Consider the following 21851-nt stretch of genomic DNA (forward strand, 5'->3'; position numbering starts at 1 on the left):
ATTAATCCTTTCTGGTTTTGTCTAAATAATTTTGTAGGATTAAAACGGCAGCCATTTGGTCAATTACCTTCTTACGCTTAGTGCGATCATGAATACCAGCTTCTTGAATCAGCAAACGATCAGCTTGTTTTGTCGTGAGTCGTTCATCATTATAGTAAACGGGTAAACTAAACTTCTTAGTTAGTCTTTCGCCATAGCTTTTACTTCTGGCTACTGACGGACCATCTGAACCATCCATATTTTTAGGTAATCCTAAAACAAAACCATCTATTTCATATTCACGTACAAGACGTTTAATTCTTTTAATCCCAAAATTAAACTTACTTTCATCAATGGGAATTGTCTCGACTTCTTGTGCAGTAATACCTAGCGGGTCACTTACCGCAACTCCTACGGTTTTACTACCTACATCTAATCCCAGAAGGCGCATTATTTATTTTTACCTAAATAGCTTTTAACTAGTTCCTCAATAATTTCATCACGTTCATGCTTCAAGATTAAATTACGTGCATCATTATGACGAGGAATATATGCAGGGTCGCCTGAAAGTAAGTATCCTACAATTTGATTAATAGGATTGTAGCCTTTTTCTTCCAAAGCAGCATAAACATCTTGTAAGGTATCGTAAACATTCTTGCCTTTATTTTGGTTAAAGTCAAAATGCATTGTTTTATCTAGCGAACTCATATTCAATTCCTCCCATCCACTCAATTTTACTTGAAATTAGAACATAAGACAATTAATTTTGTTTTTCTTCAATTTCTTTTAATACTTGTTTCAAAGCATCGTCTAAACCTGCTGGATTCTTACCACCGGCTTGAGCCATGTTTGGACGACCGCCGCCGCCACCACCAAATGTTGGAGCAACTGCTTTAATCAAGTCACCAGCCTTTAAACCTGCCTTAATAGCAGTATCATTTAAGCTAATAACCATGTTAGCCTTATCGCCAACTTTTGCAGCTAAAACTAAAACATCTGATTTACCAGAATTCTTCCAGTTATCAGCTAATTCACGCAAGTCATTCATTGATTCAACATTTGCCATAGTAGCAATTACGCGTAAATCTTTAACTTGTTTAATGTCGCTGAATAAGTCGCCAGCTTTTGCTTTGTTAATTTGAGCTTTAAGTTGTTCAACTTCTTTTTGACTGGCACGTAAGTTTTCTTCGATTGAGCCAATCTTGTTTTGAACGTCTTCAACCTTAGTAGCTTTTACATCTTCTTGAATTTCTTTCAAGATGTCGTCACGTTTAGTTACGTAGTCATAAGCTTGTGGACCGGTTACAGCAACAATTCTACGGGTACCTGCACCAACTGCTGATTCAGAAACAATCTTGAGCATTCCGATTTGATCAGTATTTTCACAGTGAGTACCGCCACAAAATTCAGTTGAGAAGTCATCGATTTGGACAACACGAACTTTATCGCCGTATTTTTCGCCAAATAAAGCTAAAGCACCCATCTTAAGACCAGTATCTGGATCAGTTACAGTAGTCTTAACTGGAATTTCTTCCCAGATCTTTTCGTTAACGATCTTTTCAACGTTAGCAATTTCTTTCTTAGTCATTGGCTCTAAACTAGTGAAGTCGAATCTCAAGTAGTCAGGTTCAACTAATGAACCAGCTTGGTGAGTGTGATGACCTAAAACTTCGCGAAGGGCCGCATGGAGCAAGTGAGTAGCAGTATGATTGTGCTTAAGTCCACGACGACGTTTTTGATCAACTTTTAAGACATATTCTTGTCCTTTTTCAAGTGGCAAAATAATATCTACAAAATGCAAGTTTTGATCATTAGGTGCATGTTGTACATCAACAACCTTGGCTACCAATTCACCATCTTGATTCAAGATTTCACCGTGATCGGCAACTTGTCCACCACGTTCTGCGTAAAATGGAGTCTTATTAAAAATCAAAGCAGCACTTTCGCCATCAGCCTTATCAACTAACTTATCGTCAACCACAATATCAATTAATTTTGCGTGTTTTTCTTCTAAGACGCCATATTCAAATTCACTCTTGTCTTTGATGTTCATCAAAGTTACATCTTGTGAACCCATTGATTGCAAGTTACCACGAGCCTTACGAGCACGTTCTTTTTGTGCTTGCATTTCCTTATCAAAGCCGTCTTTATCAACCTTTAAGCCAGCGTCTTGAGCAGCTTCAAAAGTTAATTCATATGGGAAGCCATAAGTATCAAACAACTTAAAGGCATCTTTGCCTGAAACAGTCCTATCTTTGCTGTTTTTAGCATCCTCAATAATACTGTCAAGTAAGTTAAGACCTGAAGAAAGAGTAACTTGGAATCTTTCTTCTTCGTTTTTAATAACTTTTTGAATGAAGGCTTGTTGATCAATAACTTCAGGATAGTGGGTCTTCATGATCTCGCCAACTACAGGAACTAACTTGTATAAAAATGCTCCCTTAATACCCAAACGTTGACCATTTAAGTCAGCACGTCTAATCAAACGACGTAAAACATAACCGCGACCTGAGTTTGATGGAAGTGCGCCATCACCAATAGCAAAACTTACAGCACGAACGTGGTCAGCAATAATCTTGAATGCCACATCGTCTTCTTTATTTTTGCCATAAACTTTACCATTGCTCAATTTTTCAGTAGCGTGAATAATTGGCAAAAACAAATCTGTTTCAAAGTTAGTTGGTGCATCTTGAATAATTGATACAACACGTTCTAATCCCATACCGGTATCAATGTTTTTATGTGGTTGGTCAACATATTTACCGTTTGGTAAGTGGTTAAATTGTGAGAACACAATGTTCCAAATTTCCAGATAACGGGCATTTTCACCGCCAGGATAGTTTTCTGGATCATCTTCTGCTACGTCATTATTTTCTTGACCACGGTCATAGAAAATTTCTGAGTCAGGACCACAAGGACCTTCACCAATATCCCAGAAGTTATCTTCTAACTTAACAATGTGATCATCTGGCAAGCCAACAACATCATGCCACATATGATATGCATCAGTATCTTTTGGATAAACAGTTACATATAACTTATTTGGATCAAGACCAAGCCATTTAGGACTAGTTAAAAATTCCCAAGCCCATGGAATGACCTCTTTTTTAAAGTAATCACCAACTGAAAAGTTACCAAGCATTTCAAAGAAAGTTTGGTGACGAGCAGTCTTACCAACGTTTTCGATATCATTAGTTCTGATTGACTTTTGTGAGGAAGTAATTCGGTGATTCTTTGGTACAACTGAACCATCAAAATATTTCTTCATAGTAGCAACACCGGAATTAATCCACAATAAAGTTGGATCATCTTGTGGAATTAATGGTGCACTCTTCATTACCATGTGTCCGTGTTCTTTGAAGAAATCAAGGAACATTTGACGAACTTGAGAACTAGTCAATTGCTTCATAAAAGTTATCTCCTAAATAATGCAAAAAACACTCTTGCATAAACAAGGACGCCTCTAGCGCGGTACCACCTTGATTGCAACAGTGTTTGTTACCTCTTAATATTGTTATCGTTAATTATTGGATAGGTAGCATCTTTAAAGCACTTTTAGACCTTCTCACCATACGATCTTCTCTTTGAAAAAATAACTTTAAAAATATATCCTAAGCTCCGTTTATTTTACTACAAAATTTTTAGTTGTCAAAATCGTTGCGACTTCTTTCACGTTCACGCTTTCTGCGACGCTTAGCTTTACGCATTTCGTGACGCTCTTCAAGTTTGCGTTTTTGACGCCGATCATCAGCAATAGCTTTTTGAATCTTCTTTTTATAGCCGGGCTTGCGTTTTTTCTTGGCCTTCTTAACCATCCCTACTAGGCGATTATCAAGTTTGTGATTGCGCACTTTGCGATTATCGCGACGGTGATAGTGAGTTCTTTCAACTAATTCGCCATTTTTTAGCTCTTTAAAGTCAAAATGCATCCCTAACTTTTCTAAATCTTCAATATCAGACATCTCGTCATCGTATATTAAAGTAATAGCATGGCCAGGCAAATTATTTCTACCAGTTCTACCAATTCTATGAATTACAAACTCTAAATCCTTCGGAATTTCATAGTTGATTACTAAACTGACCCCATCAATATCAATTCCACGTGCAGCTAAATCGCTGGCTACAACATATTGGTATTGACCTTCGCGAACTTGGCGAATAGTACGTTTTCTTTCTCTTTCAGTAATTCCACCATGGATTTTGGCTACTTTAAGACCTTGCTCTTCTAAATAATCACTTAATTCGTCGACTTTTTGCTTGGTATTAGCAAAAACTAAAGCCAAATATGGCTGCCCCATTGTCAAAAGCTTATACAAAATTGCCTTTTTATCCTTAGATCCAACATCGATCAAATCATTTTGGATAGTTGGTGCAATTACACTCGGATTATCAATAACAATGAATTCCGGCTTTTCCATATACTTGCGTAAAAAGTTCTCCAATTTTACTGGAATAGTAGCAGAAAAAGCAGCTAATTGCGTTGTCGAAAGCTTAGAGATAACTTCATTCATCTGAGATAAAAATCCCATATCAAGCGTCATATCAGCTTCATCAATCACAAAAGTTTTGACATTGTCTAAATTAATTATTTTTTTAGATGCAAAATCATGCAAACGCCCTGGAGTGGCAATGATCAATTGCGGAGCCTTATTTTCAGCTTTTTTGATTTGACGATCGCGATCGTTTCCGCCACCTAAATATTCAATAGAGATATTTAAGCCAGAGGCCTTCTTTAATTGCTGAGCAACTTTATATAATTGATTGCCTAATTCTCTACTTGGGGCAGTGACTACTGCTTGAGTAACAGAAACATTTTCGTCTATTTCATTAAAAATAGGAATCAAATAAGCATGCGTTTTACCAGAACCAGTAGCAGCTTGGACTACCACATTTTTGCCATTTAATAATTCAGGAATAACTTTTTCTTGCACCTTAGTTGGCGTTTTAAAGTTAATCTTTTCAAGTGCTTGACGGACTTGTGGTCTTAATTTTTCATTTTCAAAAATATTATTTTGCGTCATGGTCTTCACGGTATTTCTTTGTTACTTCAACGACTTCGTTAAAAATTTGCTTAACTTCAGCCATATCTTTGGCATTTGCACCACTAGCTAATGCATGTCCACCACCATCATGTTTAGCTGCTAACTCGTTAATTACAGGGCCTTTTGAACGATAATGAACTCTAAAAGTACCATCTGGCTTTTCGACAAAAACATTCCAAGCAATAATATCTTTAATTCTACCTGGAGTAGAAACAGTCACAGAAGCTTGATCATCGGTAATGTCATATTTTTTCAAGTCTTCTTGGGTAAGCACTGCGTATGCAGCACCACTTGGATCCACAGTCATATAATCTAAAACCATCGCTTGCAACTTAGCTTGATTTAAAGTTACATCGCTGATATTTCTAGCAATTTCAGTAATATTAATGCCAGTTTTAGCCAATTGACTAGCAATTTCAAAGGTATGAGCTGAAGTTTCAGGGTACATAAAGCGACCAGTATCGCCGACCATTCCAGCATATAATGCATAAGCAATATCTGGAGTAATCTCAATATTTTCTGCATTTAAAAAGTCAGCAATAATTTGCGATGCTGCAGGTGCGTCAGGATCTACATAACTCATATCAGCGTATGGATCTACGTCTGGATGGTGGTCGATTTTAATTAAAAAATCGCCTTGATCATATAACTTATTAGAAATTCTTGGCGTATTAGCAGTATCAGTAGTAATAACTAAAGCGCCTTTGTAATCGTCTTTAGTTACTTCATCCATAGTATTAATCCAAGCTAAATCGCCTTCGTCGTTTTCACCAGCACATAAGATTCTTTTTTCAGGAAAAGTCGCTTTTAACGCCCGAGCAAGACCTGCTTGAGAACCTAAAGCATCTGGATCTGGACTAGTGTGTCTGTGCAAAATGATTGTTGGATATTGTTTTATCTTTTCGTATATTTCATCAAAAGTTGCCATTAAAAATTCTCCTTAAATATTAAATTAAATTATTTTTACCTAGTTTTAAATAAATCAAGCTTTACTTCTTCATAGTTAGTATCGGTTAAATCAGTCACAGTTAAACCTAGCAAACGAATTCCATCTTTTAAAAAGTATTCGAGCGGTGTAAACAATGCTTTGGCACTTTGGAAAAACTCAATTGGATCGCGACTGGCTTTTTTTAATTTCATTCGCCTGGTAACCGTCTCAAAATTATTATTTCTAATTTTAATTACCACAGTCTGAGCACTAAAGTTTTTTTCAACTAACTTTTCAACTAATTGATTGCTATAATTTCTAATCAAGGTCAAAGCCTGATCTTGATTATAAATATTAGGTTCAAAAGTTCGCTCAACTCCAATCGATTTACGCTTACGCTGAGATGCTACTGGCCTTAAATCAATCCCATGAGCATGCTGGGCAATTACATAACCCATCTTTTTGAAATGCTTTATCAAAAAATCGACTTCTAATTTTTGTAAATCGGCTCCTGTTTCAACGCTAAAACTATGAAGCTGCTCTTGCGTCTTTTTTCCAATACCAGGAAAATCGCTAATTTTGCGTAAAGCTAAGAAGTCTTTTGCTTCCTGAGGCAAAATTATCGTTCTGCCAAAAGGTTTAGCATATTCTGACCCCATTTTGGCAAGTAGTTTATTATAACTGATCCCAAAAGAAGAATTCAAATGCACTTTTTTAAAGATATTTTTTTGTAGTTTAATAGCTAATTCTAGAGCTGAATAACTGCCTAGTTTATTCTTAGTTACATCAAGATAAGCTTCATCAAGTGCTACTGATTCAACTTGATCAGTTAATTCATACATCAATTCATGAATTTGCGCTGAAATTACCCGATATTTTTCAAAATTTGGCTTAACAAACTCAATCTCAGATTCAGGAACTAATTTTAAAGCTTTCATGGTTGACATCGCTGAATGCACGCCATATTGGCGAGCAACATAATTGGCAGTAGCTACCACGCCATGCCCATTAGTTTGTCGTGGATCTTGCCCAATAATTAAAGCTTTATTTGCTAAAGCGGGATTATCACGCATTTCAACTGATGCATAAAAGGCATCCATGTCCAAGTGAATAATTTTTCTTTGAGTATTATTTTTAGGAAGCAGGCGATCCATTAGCGGTAAATCCAGTGCTCTTTAGGATTATCAAAGATGTCATTCGCACTCTTGGGACCGAAAGCCATTGGGGCATATGATTCAGGTTTATCACCTTCACCATCGAGCTTACGCCAGCCATCTTCTACAGCATCGACAAATTCCCAGTAGCGCTTTAATTCTGCCCAGTGAGTAAAGTTGGTGCTATCAGCAACAAAGACATCATGCAGCAATCTTTCATAGCCATCTGGAACTTGGCCCATTTCTTGTTTAGAAAAAGTATAATCTAAAATTTCACGTCTCAAGCCATCAGTAGAAATCTTTTTACCATTAATTGTGAAGTAAATCTCACTAGTTGGATCAATGATAATCGAAATATTATTTGAATGAGCTGTACCATAGAGGTTATTCATATGTTTTAAAACGATATCAATGCGAGAAATTTTTTCTTTCATTTCCTTACCAGTTCTAAAGTAAATTGGCACTCCTGCTAAAGGACCAGCATTAAATTTAACTTGGCCTGCAGCAAAGGTTTCTACAGTAGAGTTAGGATCAACTTGGTCTTCTTCCAAGTAAGCTGGCGTTGTAGCTCCAGCGCAATATTGACCGCGGGCAAAGTGTTTTTTTATATCGTCTAAGCCTGGAATTTGCAAACTAGCTAATAAATCTTGCTTAGCTTTATGGATTGCATCAGCTGTTAAATTTTCTGGCTCAGGCATAGCTAGTAAAGTAATAATTTGGAAAATATGGTTTTGCACCATATCTCTTAAAGCCCCAGACGTTTCATAATAACCACCACGCGTCCCCACGCCTAGACTTTCAGCCAAGGTTACTTGAACATTTTGAACAAAATTATTATTCCAGATATTTTTAACAATGGGATTAGTCATGCGCAGCGGCATAATATTTTGGACCATTTCTTTACCAAGATAGTGGTCAATGCGGTAAATAGAATCTTCATCAAAGCTGGCTCTAATTTCTTTATTTAATTCTTCAGCCGACTTTAAATCACGTCCAAATGGCTTTTCAACAACTAGTCTATTAAAGCCACTACCAGTTAAGTTTTGGTCATGAATGTGCGTTGCAATTGTACCGAAAAAGCGTGGTGCCATTGCCATGTAGAAAATACGGTTGCCTTGAGCTTGATATTTTTCATCAAGTTCACTAGCTAAGTCTTTTAAAGCAATATAGTGATCTACATGAGTTACATCATGAGATTGGTAGTAAAAATGCGATGCAAATTCTTTAACTTCTTGTTCATCAACATCATCGTTATTTTCAAAAACTGCCTGGGTAACTTGCTGACGCAAATAGTCATGACTCCAAGGACGACGTGCTGTGGCAATTACGCCAAAATGATCATGAATCAAGTTTTTGTGATACAAATTATATAAAGCTGGGTATAACTTTCTGTGTGCTAAATCGCCGGATCCACCAAATAAAATTAATACTACCGGAATATTATTCATTGTAAATTACCTTGGCCTTTCTTAATTCACTTTCATTAAATATTTTACAATACCGCCTTAAATTAGTGAAAAAAATAAAAGCACCTGAGGTGCTTTTATTTTGATAAATTATTTATCTTCTGTTTTGTTTTCTTCAGTAGTTTTTGCTTCATCGCTTGTAGGCTTTTCACTAGCAACATCTTGAGTTGCTTGCTCTTTTTCAGTCTTTTCTACTTTCTCTTCTTTAGCTTCATTGCTTTCAACGTCTTTTTGTGAAACTGAGTTAGATGGCAAAACTTGACGAATAGCCATTCTAGCGAAAGTTAAGTAAATTCCATCTGCGTCAATAACAACAGTGTTATCTTCTTTGTTGATAGAGTCAATTTTTCCGTGAAGGCCACTCATCATCACAACGCAATCGCCTTTTTGCAATTTAGACATCATTTGCATACGTGCTTGTTGTTGCTTTTTTTGTGGACGCATTACAAAGAAATACATAAAAGCAAGTAAAGCAATAAAAACAACGATCATAAATATATTATTGCCACCAGCGGCTGCATTTTGAGCTAAATAAATAAAATTCAAAGTTTCCACCTCATAAATATAAAATATTGTTACTTTTTAACCAAATATACAATAGTATTATTATACATTAAATTATTAAAACTTTCAGTTATTGTCCTTGGGCTTTAAACCTAATTGCAAATAAGCTTTTTGCGTTACTGTTCTTCCGCGCTGAGTTCGAGTAATAAAACCTTTTTGCAGTAAATATGGCTCATAAACTTCTTCAATAGTATCGGTATCTTCTCCAATATTTGCGCTGATTGTTTTAATTCCAACAGGACCACCATTATAGCCTTCAATCATTACCCGTAAAATCTTGCGGTCAGTTTGATCCAGCCCTTCATCATCAACTTCCAATTGCGTTAAGGCATGCTGAGTCGTCGCCAAAGAAATTGATTCTTCACCTTTAACTTCAGCAAAATCGCGCACTCTTTTTAGCAAACGATTGGCAATTCTCGGCGTCCCACGCGAGCGTCTAGCTAATTCGATACTTGCTTCTGGATCAATTTTAGTCTTAAAAACTTCGCTTGATCTTTGAATAATTTTCTCTAGATCTTCTTCTTCATAATATTGCATATGTTCAATAATTCCAAAGCGATCTCTCAAAGGAGCTGATAATTGTCCTGCTCTAGTAGTGGCCCCAATTAAAGTAAAAGGCGGTAGTGGTACATGGACAGCATGCGTAGTTTGACCTTCGCCGACAACAATATCAATATAGTAGTCTTCCATTGCAGAATATAGAACTTCTTCTACAGGCTTAGCTAGGCGATGAATTTCGTCAATGAATAAAACATCTCCGGGATCTAATTCAGATAACAGTGCTACCAAATCTCCTGCCTTTTCAATTGCCGGACCTGACGTACTTTTTAAATGTACGTGCATTTCATTAGCAATTACAAAAGCTAGCGTGGTCTTACCTAAACCAGGAGGTCCGTAAAGTAAAACATGGTCCAAAGCTTCATCACGCTGCAGAGCTGCTTTAATATAAACTTTCATTTCGGATTTAACTTTATCTTGACCAATATATTGAGACAAATATTGCGGACGTAACGACAATTCCATTTCTTGATCTTCGGAATTACTCTTGCTATCTACAATTCTTTCTTCATCTGACACAAAACTTCACTTCCTTGATTAATATTTAAACTTATACTCAAAATTTATTTCTTTAATAGTAAAGCTAGTGCTTGTTTAATATAGCCATCAGCAGTATTTTCCTCTAACTCAACTAACTTAGGCGTAATGCGATCGACTTCTTTTTGGGTATAGCCTAAAGCAACTAAGGCCATTAAAGCATCTTGCAAACTTGGCGATAAATCTTTATTAACGCTATTTTGCTTAACATAGTCGCCTAATTTTCCTTTCAAATCTAACACAATTTGCGAAGCTGTCTTTTTGCCTACGCCAGGAAATCGGGTTAAATATTTTACTTCGCCTTTTTCAATAGCACTAGCTAAAGAATCGCTATCTTCAGCTGCCATAATTGCTAAAGCGGATTTTGGTCCAATACCAGAAACAGAGAGCAACTTTAAAAAGAACGCCTTATCTTCTTTAGTTAAAAAACCATATAAAGTAATCCCGGTATCGCGCACAATCTGTTCCACATATACCTTTGCTGTTTCATTTTCGCTGTAGCTATAAGGAGACGGACAAAAAAGCTTGTAGCCTACACCGTTAACATCAACAACTATATAACTTGGTTCAATTAGAGTGATTTTTCCTTTTAGATATTCAAACATATACCCTACTCATTCTTTTTAAACATTTTATTTAAATCATTAGCGCTAATTCTAACAATCGTGACGCGTCCTGATGGATCATTATAAGGATCTGAACTTAGCATAATCTTATCTAGTAAATCTTGCATCTCAATATTAGATAATTTTTTCCTGCGCACAACATCTTTATTTACTAAAATCTTAGCTAGCTGCATTTTGGTTTGGTCTAAATCATGATTTTTAGTGTTTAAAAATAAATCTAAAATCTCACGGACGCCAGATTCAACATTATTTCTCAACCATACCGGATAAGTTCTTAAAATAAAAGTATTTTGACCAAAATCTTCTAAGAAAATGCCTAACTTTTGGATAAATTCTAGATCTTGCTTAATTTTTAAATAATCTACATTTGAAAAATCGAGCATTAACGGTTCCAACAAGCCCTGTTGGTCGCTTTTTTGTTTTTGCAGCTGACTTAAAATTTCATCAAAGCGAATTCGTCTTTGCGCACTTAATTCATCTATTAAATATAGATCATTTTCATGACTAGCCAAAATATAAGTGTTAATCTTGCCAATTAACTTCAATTCTGGCAAACGATAATTCACATTTTCTTGACCTTGAGAAGTTACCGTATTAAAAATGCTATTATCTGAAAATGGCGTAAGCTTTGTTTGATCTTCAACATTTTTAGTCCAAGTAGCAGTAATGACATATTGATCGTCATTCCGCGGTTTATCTAAACTAACAAAATCATTTTCAGGATCATGGACCTCTAAATCTTTTTCCTCTTTTTCAGGTGTAAAAATTACCGGTCGTTTAGTATCAACGACATTTTTATTCAAGTTAAATTTTAATTGATCAACAGGCATATCTTTAGCTGGTTTAAATAAATTATCTACACCAGAACTGACTGTTTCATTTTTTAACAAAGTATCAGTAATTGTCTGCGTAATTAAGCGCTCTAACTCTTTCTCTTTTGATAAACGGACTTCTTGTTTTGTGGGATGGACGTTAACATCAACCAGCAATGGATCAAGTTCAATATTGATCACCGCAATCGGATAGCGTTTGGCCGCAATTTTACTGCCGTAGCCGCTGATTAAACTTTGAGTAAGCTGATAATTTTTAACATAGCGTCCATTTAATAAAAATGAAATAAAGTTTCTTGTTGAACGCGTATCTTGCGCACTTGAAATTAAACCCGAAATTTTAAAATCAGGCGTCTGACCTTGAATTTTAATCATTTTTTCAGCTAAATGACGCCCATAAATATTAGCAATATCTAAGCGTAAATCATCGCGACCAACAGTTTTCAAAATTGGCTTATTGTTATTAGTCAAAGTAAAACTTATCTCAGGGTGACCTAAAGCTAGACGGTCAACAATATCCACAATCTTTAAAATTTCAGTTCTTTCTGAACGCAAATATTTTAAACGCGCTGGAGTATTGTAAAACAAGTCGCGCACAACGATCTTAGTGCCTTGCGGAGCTGCTGCATCTTCTTGACCCAATTTTTTACCAGCAGCAAATTTTGCACTAACGCCATTTGCACCGCTAGTATTCGTCAAAATTTCCACATGTGCAACAGCTGCAATTGAAGCTAGCGCTTCTCCTCTAAAGCCTAATGTGGATATGTTGAAAAGATCGCGCTGAGTTGAAATCTTACTAGTTGCATGGCGCGTAAAAGCTAGATCTAATTGATCTTTGGCAATCCCGCTTCCATTATCTTGAACGCTAATTTCTTGAAGGCCTGCATTGATAAAGTTAACTCTAATGCGCGTTGCGCCGGCATCAATTGAGTTTTCACATAATTCTTTAACAACGCTAGCAGGTCTTTCAATAACTTCACCAGCTGCAATTTGATTTGTTAATTCAGCAGATAATTCATGAATTTTAGCCATTAATCTTTATCCTTCAATTCATCTTGCCAATCAGCTACCAGCTGCATAATCTGCAATGGCGTTTTATCAGCTAAGTAAAGATTTTGAATTGCATCTAAGACATCTTTTTCATCGCTTGAAATGCTATCTTGTTCACTGTCCGCAACTTCTGGTTCGTTAAATAGATCTAATTGCTCGCTTGCTGGCTGCAAACTACCTGCGCCTTGTTTTTCTAAACGATGCAGCATAGTGTTTGCTTCACGCAATACTTTTCTTGGCAAACCTGCTAATTGGGCTACGTGAATACCATAAGATTGATCAGCTGGTCCTGGCAATATCTTATGTAAGAAAATCAACTTGCCATTTTCTTCAGTAGCACCAACATGGATATTTTCTAAATGCTCTAAAGTCTGGTCCAAATCAGTCAATTCATGATAGTGAGTCGCAAATAAAGTTTTTGCGCCAACTTTATCATGCAAGTATTTCACGATTGCGCCAGCTAAGGCCATCCCATCATAAGTAGCCGTGCCTCGTCCAATTTCATCAAATAAAACTAAAGAACGCTTGGTAGCATGCTGGAGTGCTTCGTTAGCTTCGCTCATTTCCACCATGAAAGTACTTTGACCAGAAATCAAATCATCAGCTGCTCCAATACGGGTAAAGATCTGATCAAAAATTGGCAAAGTCGCACTATCGGCTGGAACAAAGCAGCCCACTTGTGCCATAATCGCAATCAGCGCCATCTGACGCATATAAGTGGATTTACCAGACATGTTAGGACCGGTAATCAAAAAGATATCCGTTCCTTTGGTCATTTTGATGTCATTTGGAATAAAACTGCCTGCAGACATTACTTGCTCAACTACCGGGTGACGACCATTCACAACATTTATTTCATTATCATCGCTAGTCATTGTTGGACGCACATAATTATTTTGTTCGCTGACTGTTGAAAAGGCTGTTAATACGTCTAAGCTGGCAATTTGTTTAGCTAATTTTTGCAGTGCAGGAATATATTTTTTAACATCTTCTCTTAATTTTACGAAAATATCATATTCTAAATCAGTCGAACGCGATTCGGCTTCCAAAATTAAAGCTTCGTGTTCTTTAAGTTCTGGCGTAATATAGCGTTCGGCATTAGTTAAAGTCTGCTTTCGAGTATAACGATCCGTTGGCACTTTAGTCTTATTTGAGTTAGTAACTTCAATATAGTAGCCAAAAACTTTGTTAAAGCCAACTTTTAAATTATTGATGCCAGTCTTAGCCCGCTCGCTAGCTTCCATTTCTGAAATCCACTTTTTACCGTTCGTCATAGCATCGCGATAACGATCCAATTGCTCGTCAACACCCTCACGAATAATTCCGCCTTCAGTGGTTAAAAGCGGTGGATTATCCACAATTGTTTTTTCAATTAAATCTTGTACGCCAGACAATGGATCAATATTTTTAGCAAAATCAACTAAGTGCTCATTATTAGATTGCTTCAATGAATCTAAAATTACCGGCACAGCTGCCAGTGAATGAGCTAATTGCAGCATTTCGCGCGCATTCACAGATCCAAATGCAATACGCCCCGTTAATCTTTCTAAATCATAAACGCCCTTTAAACTATCAATAACATTTTCCCGCGTGAAATAATCGTCAAATAAGGCTTGAACCATATCTTGACGTTTTTTAATTTCACTGCTTGAAAGTAATGGTCGCTCAATCCAAGACTTCAATAAACGTCCGCCCATAGCAGTTGAAGTCTTATCTAATAGCCAAAATAGCGAACCCATCTTCTTGCCAGTTTTAGCATTTTTAATTAATTCTAAGTTGGTTTGCACAACGTGCGACATTTGCAAGTATTGCGTTGGTTCATAACTTTGTGCTACTTGTAAGTGAGCTAAGCTACGCTTTTGTGTGGATAAAAGATAAGAAACTAATTGCTTAGCTGCTTTAACTTCGGCAGAATTGGACAACTTTTGCACAACGTAAGAAATTTCAGCGTGTTCTTCATCTAATTTTACTGGATTAGAAACAGTAATATTGGCCTTTTGCAAAAAGTCCTTATTTTGCACAGATAATGGTCCGTCAAAAACAACTTCGCGAGTTTGCAGCGATAGCAACTCATTAGCCACTGCTTCCCAGTCCTTTAGATGCGTAGCAAAAGTTTCACCTGTAGATAAATCACTATAAGCGAATCCAAATCCACTAGCTGTGGAAACAACTGAAGTTAGATAGTTAGTATCTTTAGCTTGATCAGGACGCTGCTCCATCATCGTTCCTGGAGTAACTAATTGAATAATTCCCCGTTTGACCATGCCTTTAGCTTTTTTAGGATCTTCTAGTTGTTCACAAAGCGCTACTTTATAGCCTTTTTCAACCAAAGTATTCACATAAGTATCCACAGCTAAGTGAGGTACTCCGGCCATAGGGATGGGATTTTTGGTTTTATTTGAACGATGAGTTAAAGTCAATTCAAGTATCTGTGCGCCTTTTACTGCATCATCTTCAAACAATTCATAAAAGTCACCGACACGATAAAACAAAAATGCATCAGGATACTGCTGCTTAATTTCATAATATTGCTTCATCATTGGTGTTGTATCTTTTGCTGCCATACGTTACCAAATATCCTTTCTTACAAAAACCTATGTTCTATTATAACGTAAAAACTGATAAAAAATCTTAACTGTTAAAACGCAAAAAATTCTCCATGCTTACTTGCATGAAGAATTTAATTATCTATCAAAATTTAACCTTACAGATATGCATTCTTTTGTAAATCATACATTTCCTTATACTTTGGATTAGTCTGCAACAATTTAGCATGCGTATCAAAACCACTAATTTTTCCACGATCTAAAAATAGTACTTTATCAGCAAACCTCACTGCTGACAATCGGTGAGTAACAAAGAAAATTGTCTTTTTATCATTTTCTTTCAAAAAGCGTTGATAAATTTCTGATTCACTTTTTGCATCTAAGGCTGCCGTTGGTTCATCTAAAAATTCAATCTTACCATCAGCATATAAGTCTCGTGCTAAAGCTACTTTTTGCCATTGACCGCCCGACAAATCAGTTCCATTTTCAAAATCCTTAGCCAGCATCGTATTCAGATTAAGATGATCATTAACTAATAAATCACCCAATCCAGCTGCTTTAAGAACATTATTTACCCTATCTTTATTGAATGAATATCCGGTAATCACGTTTTCTTTAAGAGTTAATTTAAAGCGAGAAAAGTCTTGAAAAGTAGCTGATAAATTTTTATGTAAGTCAAAGATATTAATGTCTTTTAAATCATAGTTATCAACAGAAATTTTTCCATTAGTCGGGTCATAAAAACGCATTAATAATTTTACCAAAGTAGACTTTCCCGACCCATTTTCTCCAACAACTGCAATCTTTTCTCCACTTTTAACTGAGAAACTAACATTGTGCAAAACCTCAGTATCAGAAAATGGATATGTAAAAGACAGATTCTTAACATTAATATCATTAAAATCATCGGGGAAACTTTGCGTACCATTCTTAAAGTCATCTTGATATCCAAGAAAATTAAAGTATTTTTCAATCCACAACAATGAGTCATATAGCAAACTACTGTCTTCCACTACTCGCGCCATGCTAGTAGAAATATAGCCGATCACTGAAACAAACATCAATAAGACGCCAACTTCTAATGCACCTGTTCTTACTGAATTAGTAAACCAATAAAAACCATAGCCAAACACTCCGACAGTTAATACAACAAACAGTGAACTAGTCGCAAGTTGCTTTTTACGAATTTGATTAACATCCCTTTTAGTCTGTTTAAATAAAGTCGTATACTTTTCAATAATTTTAGGAAACATATTAAAAAGTCTAACTTCTTTAGCATCCCTGCGATCAAGCAATAGTCCACTGTAGTAGTGCAAATACCTAGCGTTCTTGCTTCTTTCAACCATTGTTTCAAATGACTGTTGTTGGATACGATAGTAAGAAATACTTTGTGGTACCATGACTACTAATAAAAGCAAAGCTAGCCACCAATTGTATCGTGCCAGATAAATTAACATAAAAGCTAGCGTTAGAAATGATTGCAAAACCGATACACCAAAAACAATTAAATTAACTGGACGCCAGCTTGCATCATCTCTGAGCATTTGTAAATCGTCAAAATACTTACTGTCATCAAAAATACTGATTGATTGTAAGTCTGCTGATTTTTTCATCAAGGTAATATTGATGAAGCCTGTTAACTTATCTGTTAGAACTCCCTGAACCATAGTTGAAAGGGATGGTAAAAATTGTTGAAATGCAGTAGCAACAATCCAGACAACTATCATTTCCATAAACGGAGAATGATTAGTAACTTGATCAATTACCTTTTGACCAGCAGCCACAGCCATTAATGGAATTACTGCTTGAAGTGGTGTTAATAATAAAACAAATGTTGCAACTAAAGGAGCTGATTTAAAGAATAAACGATAAGTTTGAATTAATTCTTTGAAATATTGAGTAAATTTTTGTAAATGTTTCATTTTGTCTAATCTCCTTAATGAACGGATTTAACAAAATGAATTTTAGTTATTTTCCGCCCATCTATTATCTAGTAATTTGTTCATCTTGATGAGCGTTTAATACTACCGTTGGCATACCTTTAATCCTCCTTGGTTAATAATTTTATTAAATTATATCACATTAAATAAAATTTTGATTAAATCATTTTTATCTTTTACACAAAAACACTCCATGAAGTGTATCATGGAGTGTTTTAAATTCGCTTAAATTAGTTAATGCAATTAATCTTAAATTACATTCCCATTCCCATACCTGGGTTTGGAGCAGCTGGAGCAGCATTCTTGTTATCTTCTGGTTCATCAGCAACAACAGCTTCAGTAGTTAATAACAATGCAGCAATTGAAGCAGCATTTTGAAGAGCTGAACGAGTTACCTTAGTTGGGTCGATGATACCAGCTTTAACCATGTTTTCCCATTTGTCAGTTGCAGCATTGTAACCAACTTCTGGGTCTTCATGTTCTAAGTGATCTAAGATAACTGAGCCGTCTTTACCAGCGTTTTCAGCAATTTGACGTACAGGTGCGCCTAAAGCTTTCATAACAATGTTTACACCAGTTTGTGCATCTTGACTGTCGCCTTCCACGTGACCTTGGATGGACTTCATAACGTCAACTAATGCAGTACCACCACCAGCAACGTAACCTTCTTCAACAGCGGCACGGGTTGCGTTCAAGGCATCTTCGATTCTGTACTTTCTTTCTTTCAATTCAGTTTCAGTAGCAGCACCAACCTTGATTACAGCAACACCACCAGCAAGCTTAGCAAGACGTTCTTGTAATTTTTCACGATCAAAGTCTGAATCAGCTTCAGCAATTTGCTTCTTGATTTGATCTACACGTTCTGCGATAGCTTCTTTAGAGCCGGCACCTTCAACAATAGTAGTTGAGTCCTTAGTTACAGTAACCTTACCAGCTTTACCTAATTGATCAATCTTAGTGTCCTTTAATTCAAGGCCTAAGTCTGAAGAAATTACAGTACCACCCGTTAAGATAGCAATATCTTCAAGCATTGCCTTACGACGATCACCAAAGCCAGGAGCCTTAACAGCTACAACATTGAAAGTACCACGGATCTTGTTCAAAACAAGAGTTGGTAAAGCTTCACCGTCAACATCATCAGCAATAATTAACAAGCTCTTGCCTTGTTGAACGATTTCTTGAAGTAATGGCAAGATATCTTGAATGTTTGAAATCTTCTTGTCAGTGATTAAGATGTAAGGGTTGTCTAAGTCTGCTTCCATCTTGTCGTTGTCAGTTACCATGTATTGTGATAAGTAACCACGATCAAATTGCATACCTTCAACTACTGATAATTCAGTATCGATACCCTTTGATTCTTCAATAGTAATAACACCATCGTGACCAACTTTTTCCATTGCGTCAGCGATCAAGTTACCAACTTCTTTAGAAGCTGATGAAACTGAAGCAACTTGAGCAATTTCGTCTTTAGTACTTACTTGGTGACTAATCTTATGTAATTCATCAACAGCTGCCTTAGTAGCAGTTTCAATACCGCGACGAATACCTACAGGGTTTGCACCAGCAGTAACGTTCTTCATACCTTCACGAACGATTGCTTGAGTTAAAACAGTAGCAGTAGTAGTACCGTCACCAGCAATATCATTAGTCTTTTGAGCAGCTTCAGCAACAAGCTTTGCACCCAAGTTTTCAAAATGATCTTTTAACTCAATGTTTTTAGCAATAGTTACACCGTCGTTAGTAATGTCAGGAGCACCGTAGCTCTTTTCCAAAACAACATTTCTACCCTTAGGACCAAGTGTAGTCTTAACAGTATCTGCTAACTTATCAACACCCTTTAATAATGAGTGTCTTGCATTTTCAGAAAATTTAATCTCTTTAGCCATATTTATATGCCACCTTTTTATCTATTTTTATTACTTAACGACTGCTAACAAATCGCTTTCACGAAGAACTAAGTACTTTTCGCCTTCGTACTTCAAGTTAGTGCCAGAGTATTTATCGAAAAATACAGTTTCACCTTTTGCTACTGACATTGGAATTAAGTCGCCATTCACATTGCGCTTACCTTCACCGACAGCAATAATTTCACCCATTTGGGGCTTTTCTTTAGCGTTAGAAGCCAGGACAATGCCCCCAACTTTTTCTTCTTCTTCGTCTTTAACTTTTACGATCACGCGATCACCGATTGGTTGTAACACGTTATGTCCCTCCTATTTATTAATAATCATGTTGATATTTAGCACTTTCATAAGCTGAGTGCTAACTTACAATTAAAATAGTAACTTGTTTTCAAAATAATTGCAAGCATTTACACACAAAAATTAGCACTTTATTTAAAAAAGTGCTAATTTCATAATATTTAATTTTACTGACTAATATAATCAAGCAGCCTAAACATAATCTCTTTGTTTTTCGCTGGGACTCCATGATTTAAGATTTCTTGTGGAGTTTGATGTAAATCATTATTATCAAGCGCATAAGAGCCGTCGTTGACTACAATTTCTCTTAAATTATCTAATTCCGGCTCAAAGTGAAACTGCAAGCCGATCACTTTTTTACCTAAAATAAAGCCCTGATTTTTAACTAAATCGCTTGAAAATAAGAGCTTAGCTTGGCTAGGAATTTGCGCCATTTGCTGATGCCAATGAAGAACTTCTACTTCTTTAGGAATGTCTAAAATTTGATTATTTTTTAAATAAACTGGTGCCCAGCCGACTTCTTTATGCGGTGCATCTAAAACTTCATATCCCAACGCCTTAGCAATTTGCTGGGCACCTAGACAAATACCAATAATGGGCTTGTCTTGCTTAATTAATTCATTGATTAAATTGCGCTCTTTAGCTAACCATGCAAAATTATCATTAGGACTCATCGGTCCACCTAAAATAACTAACATATCGGTTTCAGAACTAGTTGGTAATTTACCAAATTGAGCCGGATGATAAATATACATATCATGATGATTATCATGAGCCCACGTTTGAATTGAACCGGGGCCTTCATTTGGAGTGTGCTGCAAAACGTTAATTCTCATTTTTTCTCCTTATCTTTGGGCCAAAACAAAAATAATAATAAAAAGATAAGTCCTAAAACTAGCTCCCATAAAAAGGGCTGCTGCCAGGAAAATAAAAATCCAACTCCAGAAGCTGTATATCTAATGATATAAACAATCAAGCTAATGAAGGCAATTCCCCAGCTGATAATTGTCATATTTTTAAAAAACATTCTCATCTTCGACATCGTATTACCCTCTTTCATCTAGTACTAGATATATTTTACCGTAAGATCGCCCATACTAGACTTACCTTGCAAAATTAAAGTTGGACCATCACTATCTTTTTTTGGCCGATCTGGAATAGATATCTCGCCAAAACCGCTGTCAATATTGCTTCTAACTTTCCAATTATCTGGCAGATAAAAAGTGACATCCCCCAAAGAAACATTTATATTTGCATAAACTACATCACCAGCTGCTTTGGCATCATCTAAGTAAACTTTCACATCGCCCATCGAAGAATTTACACTGACTGAGCGTAGATTCTTAGAGTGAATAAAACGTGATACATCCCCCATTTTAGAAGAAATTACTACATTTTCTCCATCATTAGACTCAACTGTAGTTTGAGACTTTTTTCCATTTTTATCACTATTTACTTCATATTTTAAATTCTTTAAATCCGACCAGTTAACATTAACTTTCTTGCCATTAACTACAACATTTGGCTTAAAATTCCTTTTAAAAAGCATATTAAGCCCAACAGAAATCAATGCTGCAGCTACAAGCACTGTCCAAGGAACAATTGCTTGGATATGAAGTGGCTTAGCGTAAATAATCAACAAAAATGCTATCGAAAATACTGTTCCACTAATACTCTTATTCATTAAAGAAAAAATTGCGCCAACTGCAAAAACTACTGTCCAAACAACCGACCAAAAACCAACATGCAATGCCACTAAGTGCAATTGATCTAAAACTAAAAATACAGCTGCTAATAATAATGCGACGCCTAAAATAATTCTTTTACTATGCGTTCTACTCATTTTGAAAGCCTTCTTTCTTCAAGTTTTTGTCTTAATTCACGATAATAACGTCTTGAAACATAGACTGTTTTATAAGAATCATAAAATTCAATCTGACAATTTGAAATCGACCTTGTTAATGCGTAAATCTGATCTAAATTCAAAATCGTTGATTTTGATACTCGCATAAACTGTCCCACAAGCAATTTTTCTAATTCATATAATTTATGCTTAACCAAAAAGGACTGCCTTTTCGTATGAGCCATTACTTGCTTACTGTCAGTTTCAAAAAAGAGAATCTCGTTCAAGTTCAAATAGTAGGCTTTATCATCTATATACCCTTCAATTTGATCAGGATGATTCGATTCTTGCGTTAGCAAATGATATAAATGCTCAACTTCAGGCGTTAAACTTTTTGCATGAATTGTAATCTGAGTATCATTTTGATCAGGATCTAAATCCAAATTAACTTTCACGATCTTCACTTCCTCAATTACTTGATGCTTATATTAAACATGATATTTAAATTAAAATCTAGTGAAACTGAATAAGTGGTCAAAAATTTATTCCAAGTGGCAAAAAAAGCCCCAGAGCAAAACTCTGAGGCC

At 35.9% G+C, this 21851-nt stretch carries 19 protein-coding genes; all 19 read right to left on the reverse strand.

The features are described 5' to 3' along the window. Position 1: 1 nt before the first annotated feature. On the reverse strand, positions 2-430 hold the full coding sequence (ruvX, locus tag BN55_RS01200; RefSeq protein WP_008469750.1) for a Holliday junction resolvase RuvX: 429 nt from the start codon (positions 428-430) through the stop codon (positions 2-4). Continuing rightward, positions 430-687: an IreB family regulatory phosphoprotein gene (locus BN55_RS01205; protein WP_008469751.1), complete on the reverse strand. Its 258-nt coding sequence runs from the start codon at positions 685-687 to the stop codon at positions 430-432. Before BN55_RS01205 ends, ruvX begins: the two co-directional genes overlap by 1 nt. Before the next feature lie 52 nt (positions 688-739). Continuing rightward, a complete protein-coding gene (alaS, locus tag BN55_RS01210) occupies positions 740-3388 on the reverse strand; it encodes an alanine--tRNA ligase (RefSeq protein ID WP_008469753.1) in 2649 nt (882 codons plus the stop codon). 232 nt (positions 3389-3620) lie between these two features. Further along, the gene (locus BN55_RS01215) at positions 3621-5000 is read right to left on the reverse strand and encodes a DEAD/DEAH box helicase (RefSeq protein WP_008469755.1); all 1380 of its coding nucleotides are present in this window, start codon (positions 4998-5000) and stop codon (positions 3621-3623) included. After that, on the reverse strand, positions 4987-5949 hold the full coding sequence (locus tag BN55_RS01220) for a DHH family phosphoesterase (RefSeq protein ID WP_008469757.1): 963 nt from the start codon (positions 5947-5949) through the stop codon (positions 4987-4989). Before BN55_RS01220 ends, BN55_RS01215 begins: the two co-directional genes overlap by 14 nt. A 35-nt stretch (positions 5950-5984) precedes the next feature. Beyond that, the gene (dinB, locus tag BN55_RS01225) at positions 5985-7103 is read right to left on the reverse strand and encodes a DNA polymerase IV (RefSeq protein ID WP_008469758.1); all 1119 of its coding nucleotides are present in this window, start codon (positions 7101-7103) and stop codon (positions 5985-5987) included. Then, positions 7103-8551 (reverse strand): glucose-6-phosphate dehydrogenase, encoded by a 1449-nt coding sequence (gene zwf, locus BN55_RS01230; RefSeq protein ID WP_008469759.1) that lies wholly within the window; start codon positions 8549-8551, stop codon positions 7103-7105. The genes dinB and zwf overlap by 1 nt, the downstream gene beginning before the upstream one ends. A 108-nt stretch (positions 8552-8659) precedes the next feature. After that, the gene (yajC, locus tag BN55_RS01235) at positions 8660-9115 is read right to left on the reverse strand and encodes a preprotein translocase subunit YajC (RefSeq protein ID WP_008469760.1); all 456 of its coding nucleotides are present in this window, start codon (positions 9113-9115) and stop codon (positions 8660-8662) included. An 84-nt stretch (positions 9116-9199) separates the two neighbouring features. Continuing rightward, on the reverse strand, positions 9200-10210 hold the full coding sequence (gene ruvB, locus BN55_RS01240; RefSeq protein WP_008469761.1) for a Holliday junction branch migration DNA helicase RuvB: 1011 nt from the start codon (positions 10208-10210) through the stop codon (positions 9200-9202). Positions 10211-10254: 44 nt separating this feature from the next. Then, entirely contained in the window at positions 10255-10833 is a 579-nt protein-coding gene (gene ruvA / locus BN55_RS01245; protein ID WP_008469762.1) for a Holliday junction branch migration protein RuvA, read from the reverse strand. A 5-nt stretch (positions 10834-10838) separates the two neighbouring features. Beyond that, a complete protein-coding gene (gene mutL / locus BN55_RS01250) occupies positions 10839-12716 on the reverse strand; it encodes a DNA mismatch repair endonuclease MutL (protein ID WP_008469764.1) in 1878 nt (625 codons plus the stop codon). After that, positions 12716-15298, reverse strand: coding sequence for a DNA mismatch repair protein MutS (gene mutS / locus BN55_RS01255; protein ID WP_008469765.1), 2583 nt, complete (start codon positions 15296-15298; stop codon positions 12716-12718). The genes mutL and mutS overlap by 1 nt, the downstream gene beginning before the upstream one ends. Before the next feature lie 140 nt (positions 15299-15438). Then, positions 15439-17202: an ABC transporter ATP-binding protein gene (locus BN55_RS01260; protein WP_008469767.1), complete on the reverse strand. Its 1764-nt coding sequence runs from the start codon at positions 17200-17202 to the stop codon at positions 15439-15441. A gap of 272 nt (positions 17203-17474) precedes the next feature. After that, on the reverse strand, positions 17475-19106 hold the full coding sequence (gene groL, locus BN55_RS01265) for a chaperonin GroEL (protein WP_008469768.1): 1632 nt from the start codon (positions 19104-19106) through the stop codon (positions 17475-17477). A gap of 30 nt (positions 19107-19136) precedes the next feature. Beyond that, positions 19137-19421 (reverse strand): co-chaperone GroES, encoded by a 285-nt coding sequence (groES, locus tag BN55_RS01270; RefSeq protein WP_008469769.1) that lies wholly within the window; start codon positions 19419-19421, stop codon positions 19137-19139. Positions 19422-19588: 167 nt separating this feature from the next. Beyond that, complete coding sequence (locus tag BN55_RS01275; protein WP_008469770.1) at positions 19589-20257, reverse strand: type 1 glutamine amidotransferase; 669 nt, start codon at positions 20255-20257, stop codon at positions 19589-19591. Then, complete coding sequence (locus BN55_RS01280; protein ID WP_008469771.1) at positions 20254-20463, reverse strand: hypothetical protein; 210 nt, start codon at positions 20461-20463, stop codon at positions 20254-20256. The genes BN55_RS01275 and BN55_RS01280 overlap by 4 nt, the downstream gene beginning before the upstream one ends. A 24-nt stretch (positions 20464-20487) precedes the next feature. Then, positions 20488-21264 carry a LiaF transmembrane domain-containing protein gene (locus tag BN55_RS01285; RefSeq protein WP_008469772.1) on the reverse strand — a complete coding sequence of 259 codons (777 nt, stop codon included), beginning with the start codon at positions 21262-21264 and terminating at the stop codon, positions 20488-20490. Further along, on the reverse strand, positions 21261-21719 hold the full coding sequence (locus BN55_RS01290; protein WP_008469773.1) for a LytTR family DNA-binding domain-containing protein: 459 nt from the start codon (positions 21717-21719) through the stop codon (positions 21261-21263). Before BN55_RS01290 ends, BN55_RS01285 begins: the two co-directional genes overlap by 4 nt. Positions 21720-21851: the final 132 nt, after the last annotated feature.

Origin of the sequence: Lactobacillus hominis DSM 23910 = CRBIP 24.179 (assembly GCF_000296835.1) — a bacterium.
Classification (GTDB): Bacteria; Bacillota; Bacilli; order Lactobacillales; family Lactobacillaceae; genus Lactobacillus; species Lactobacillus hominis.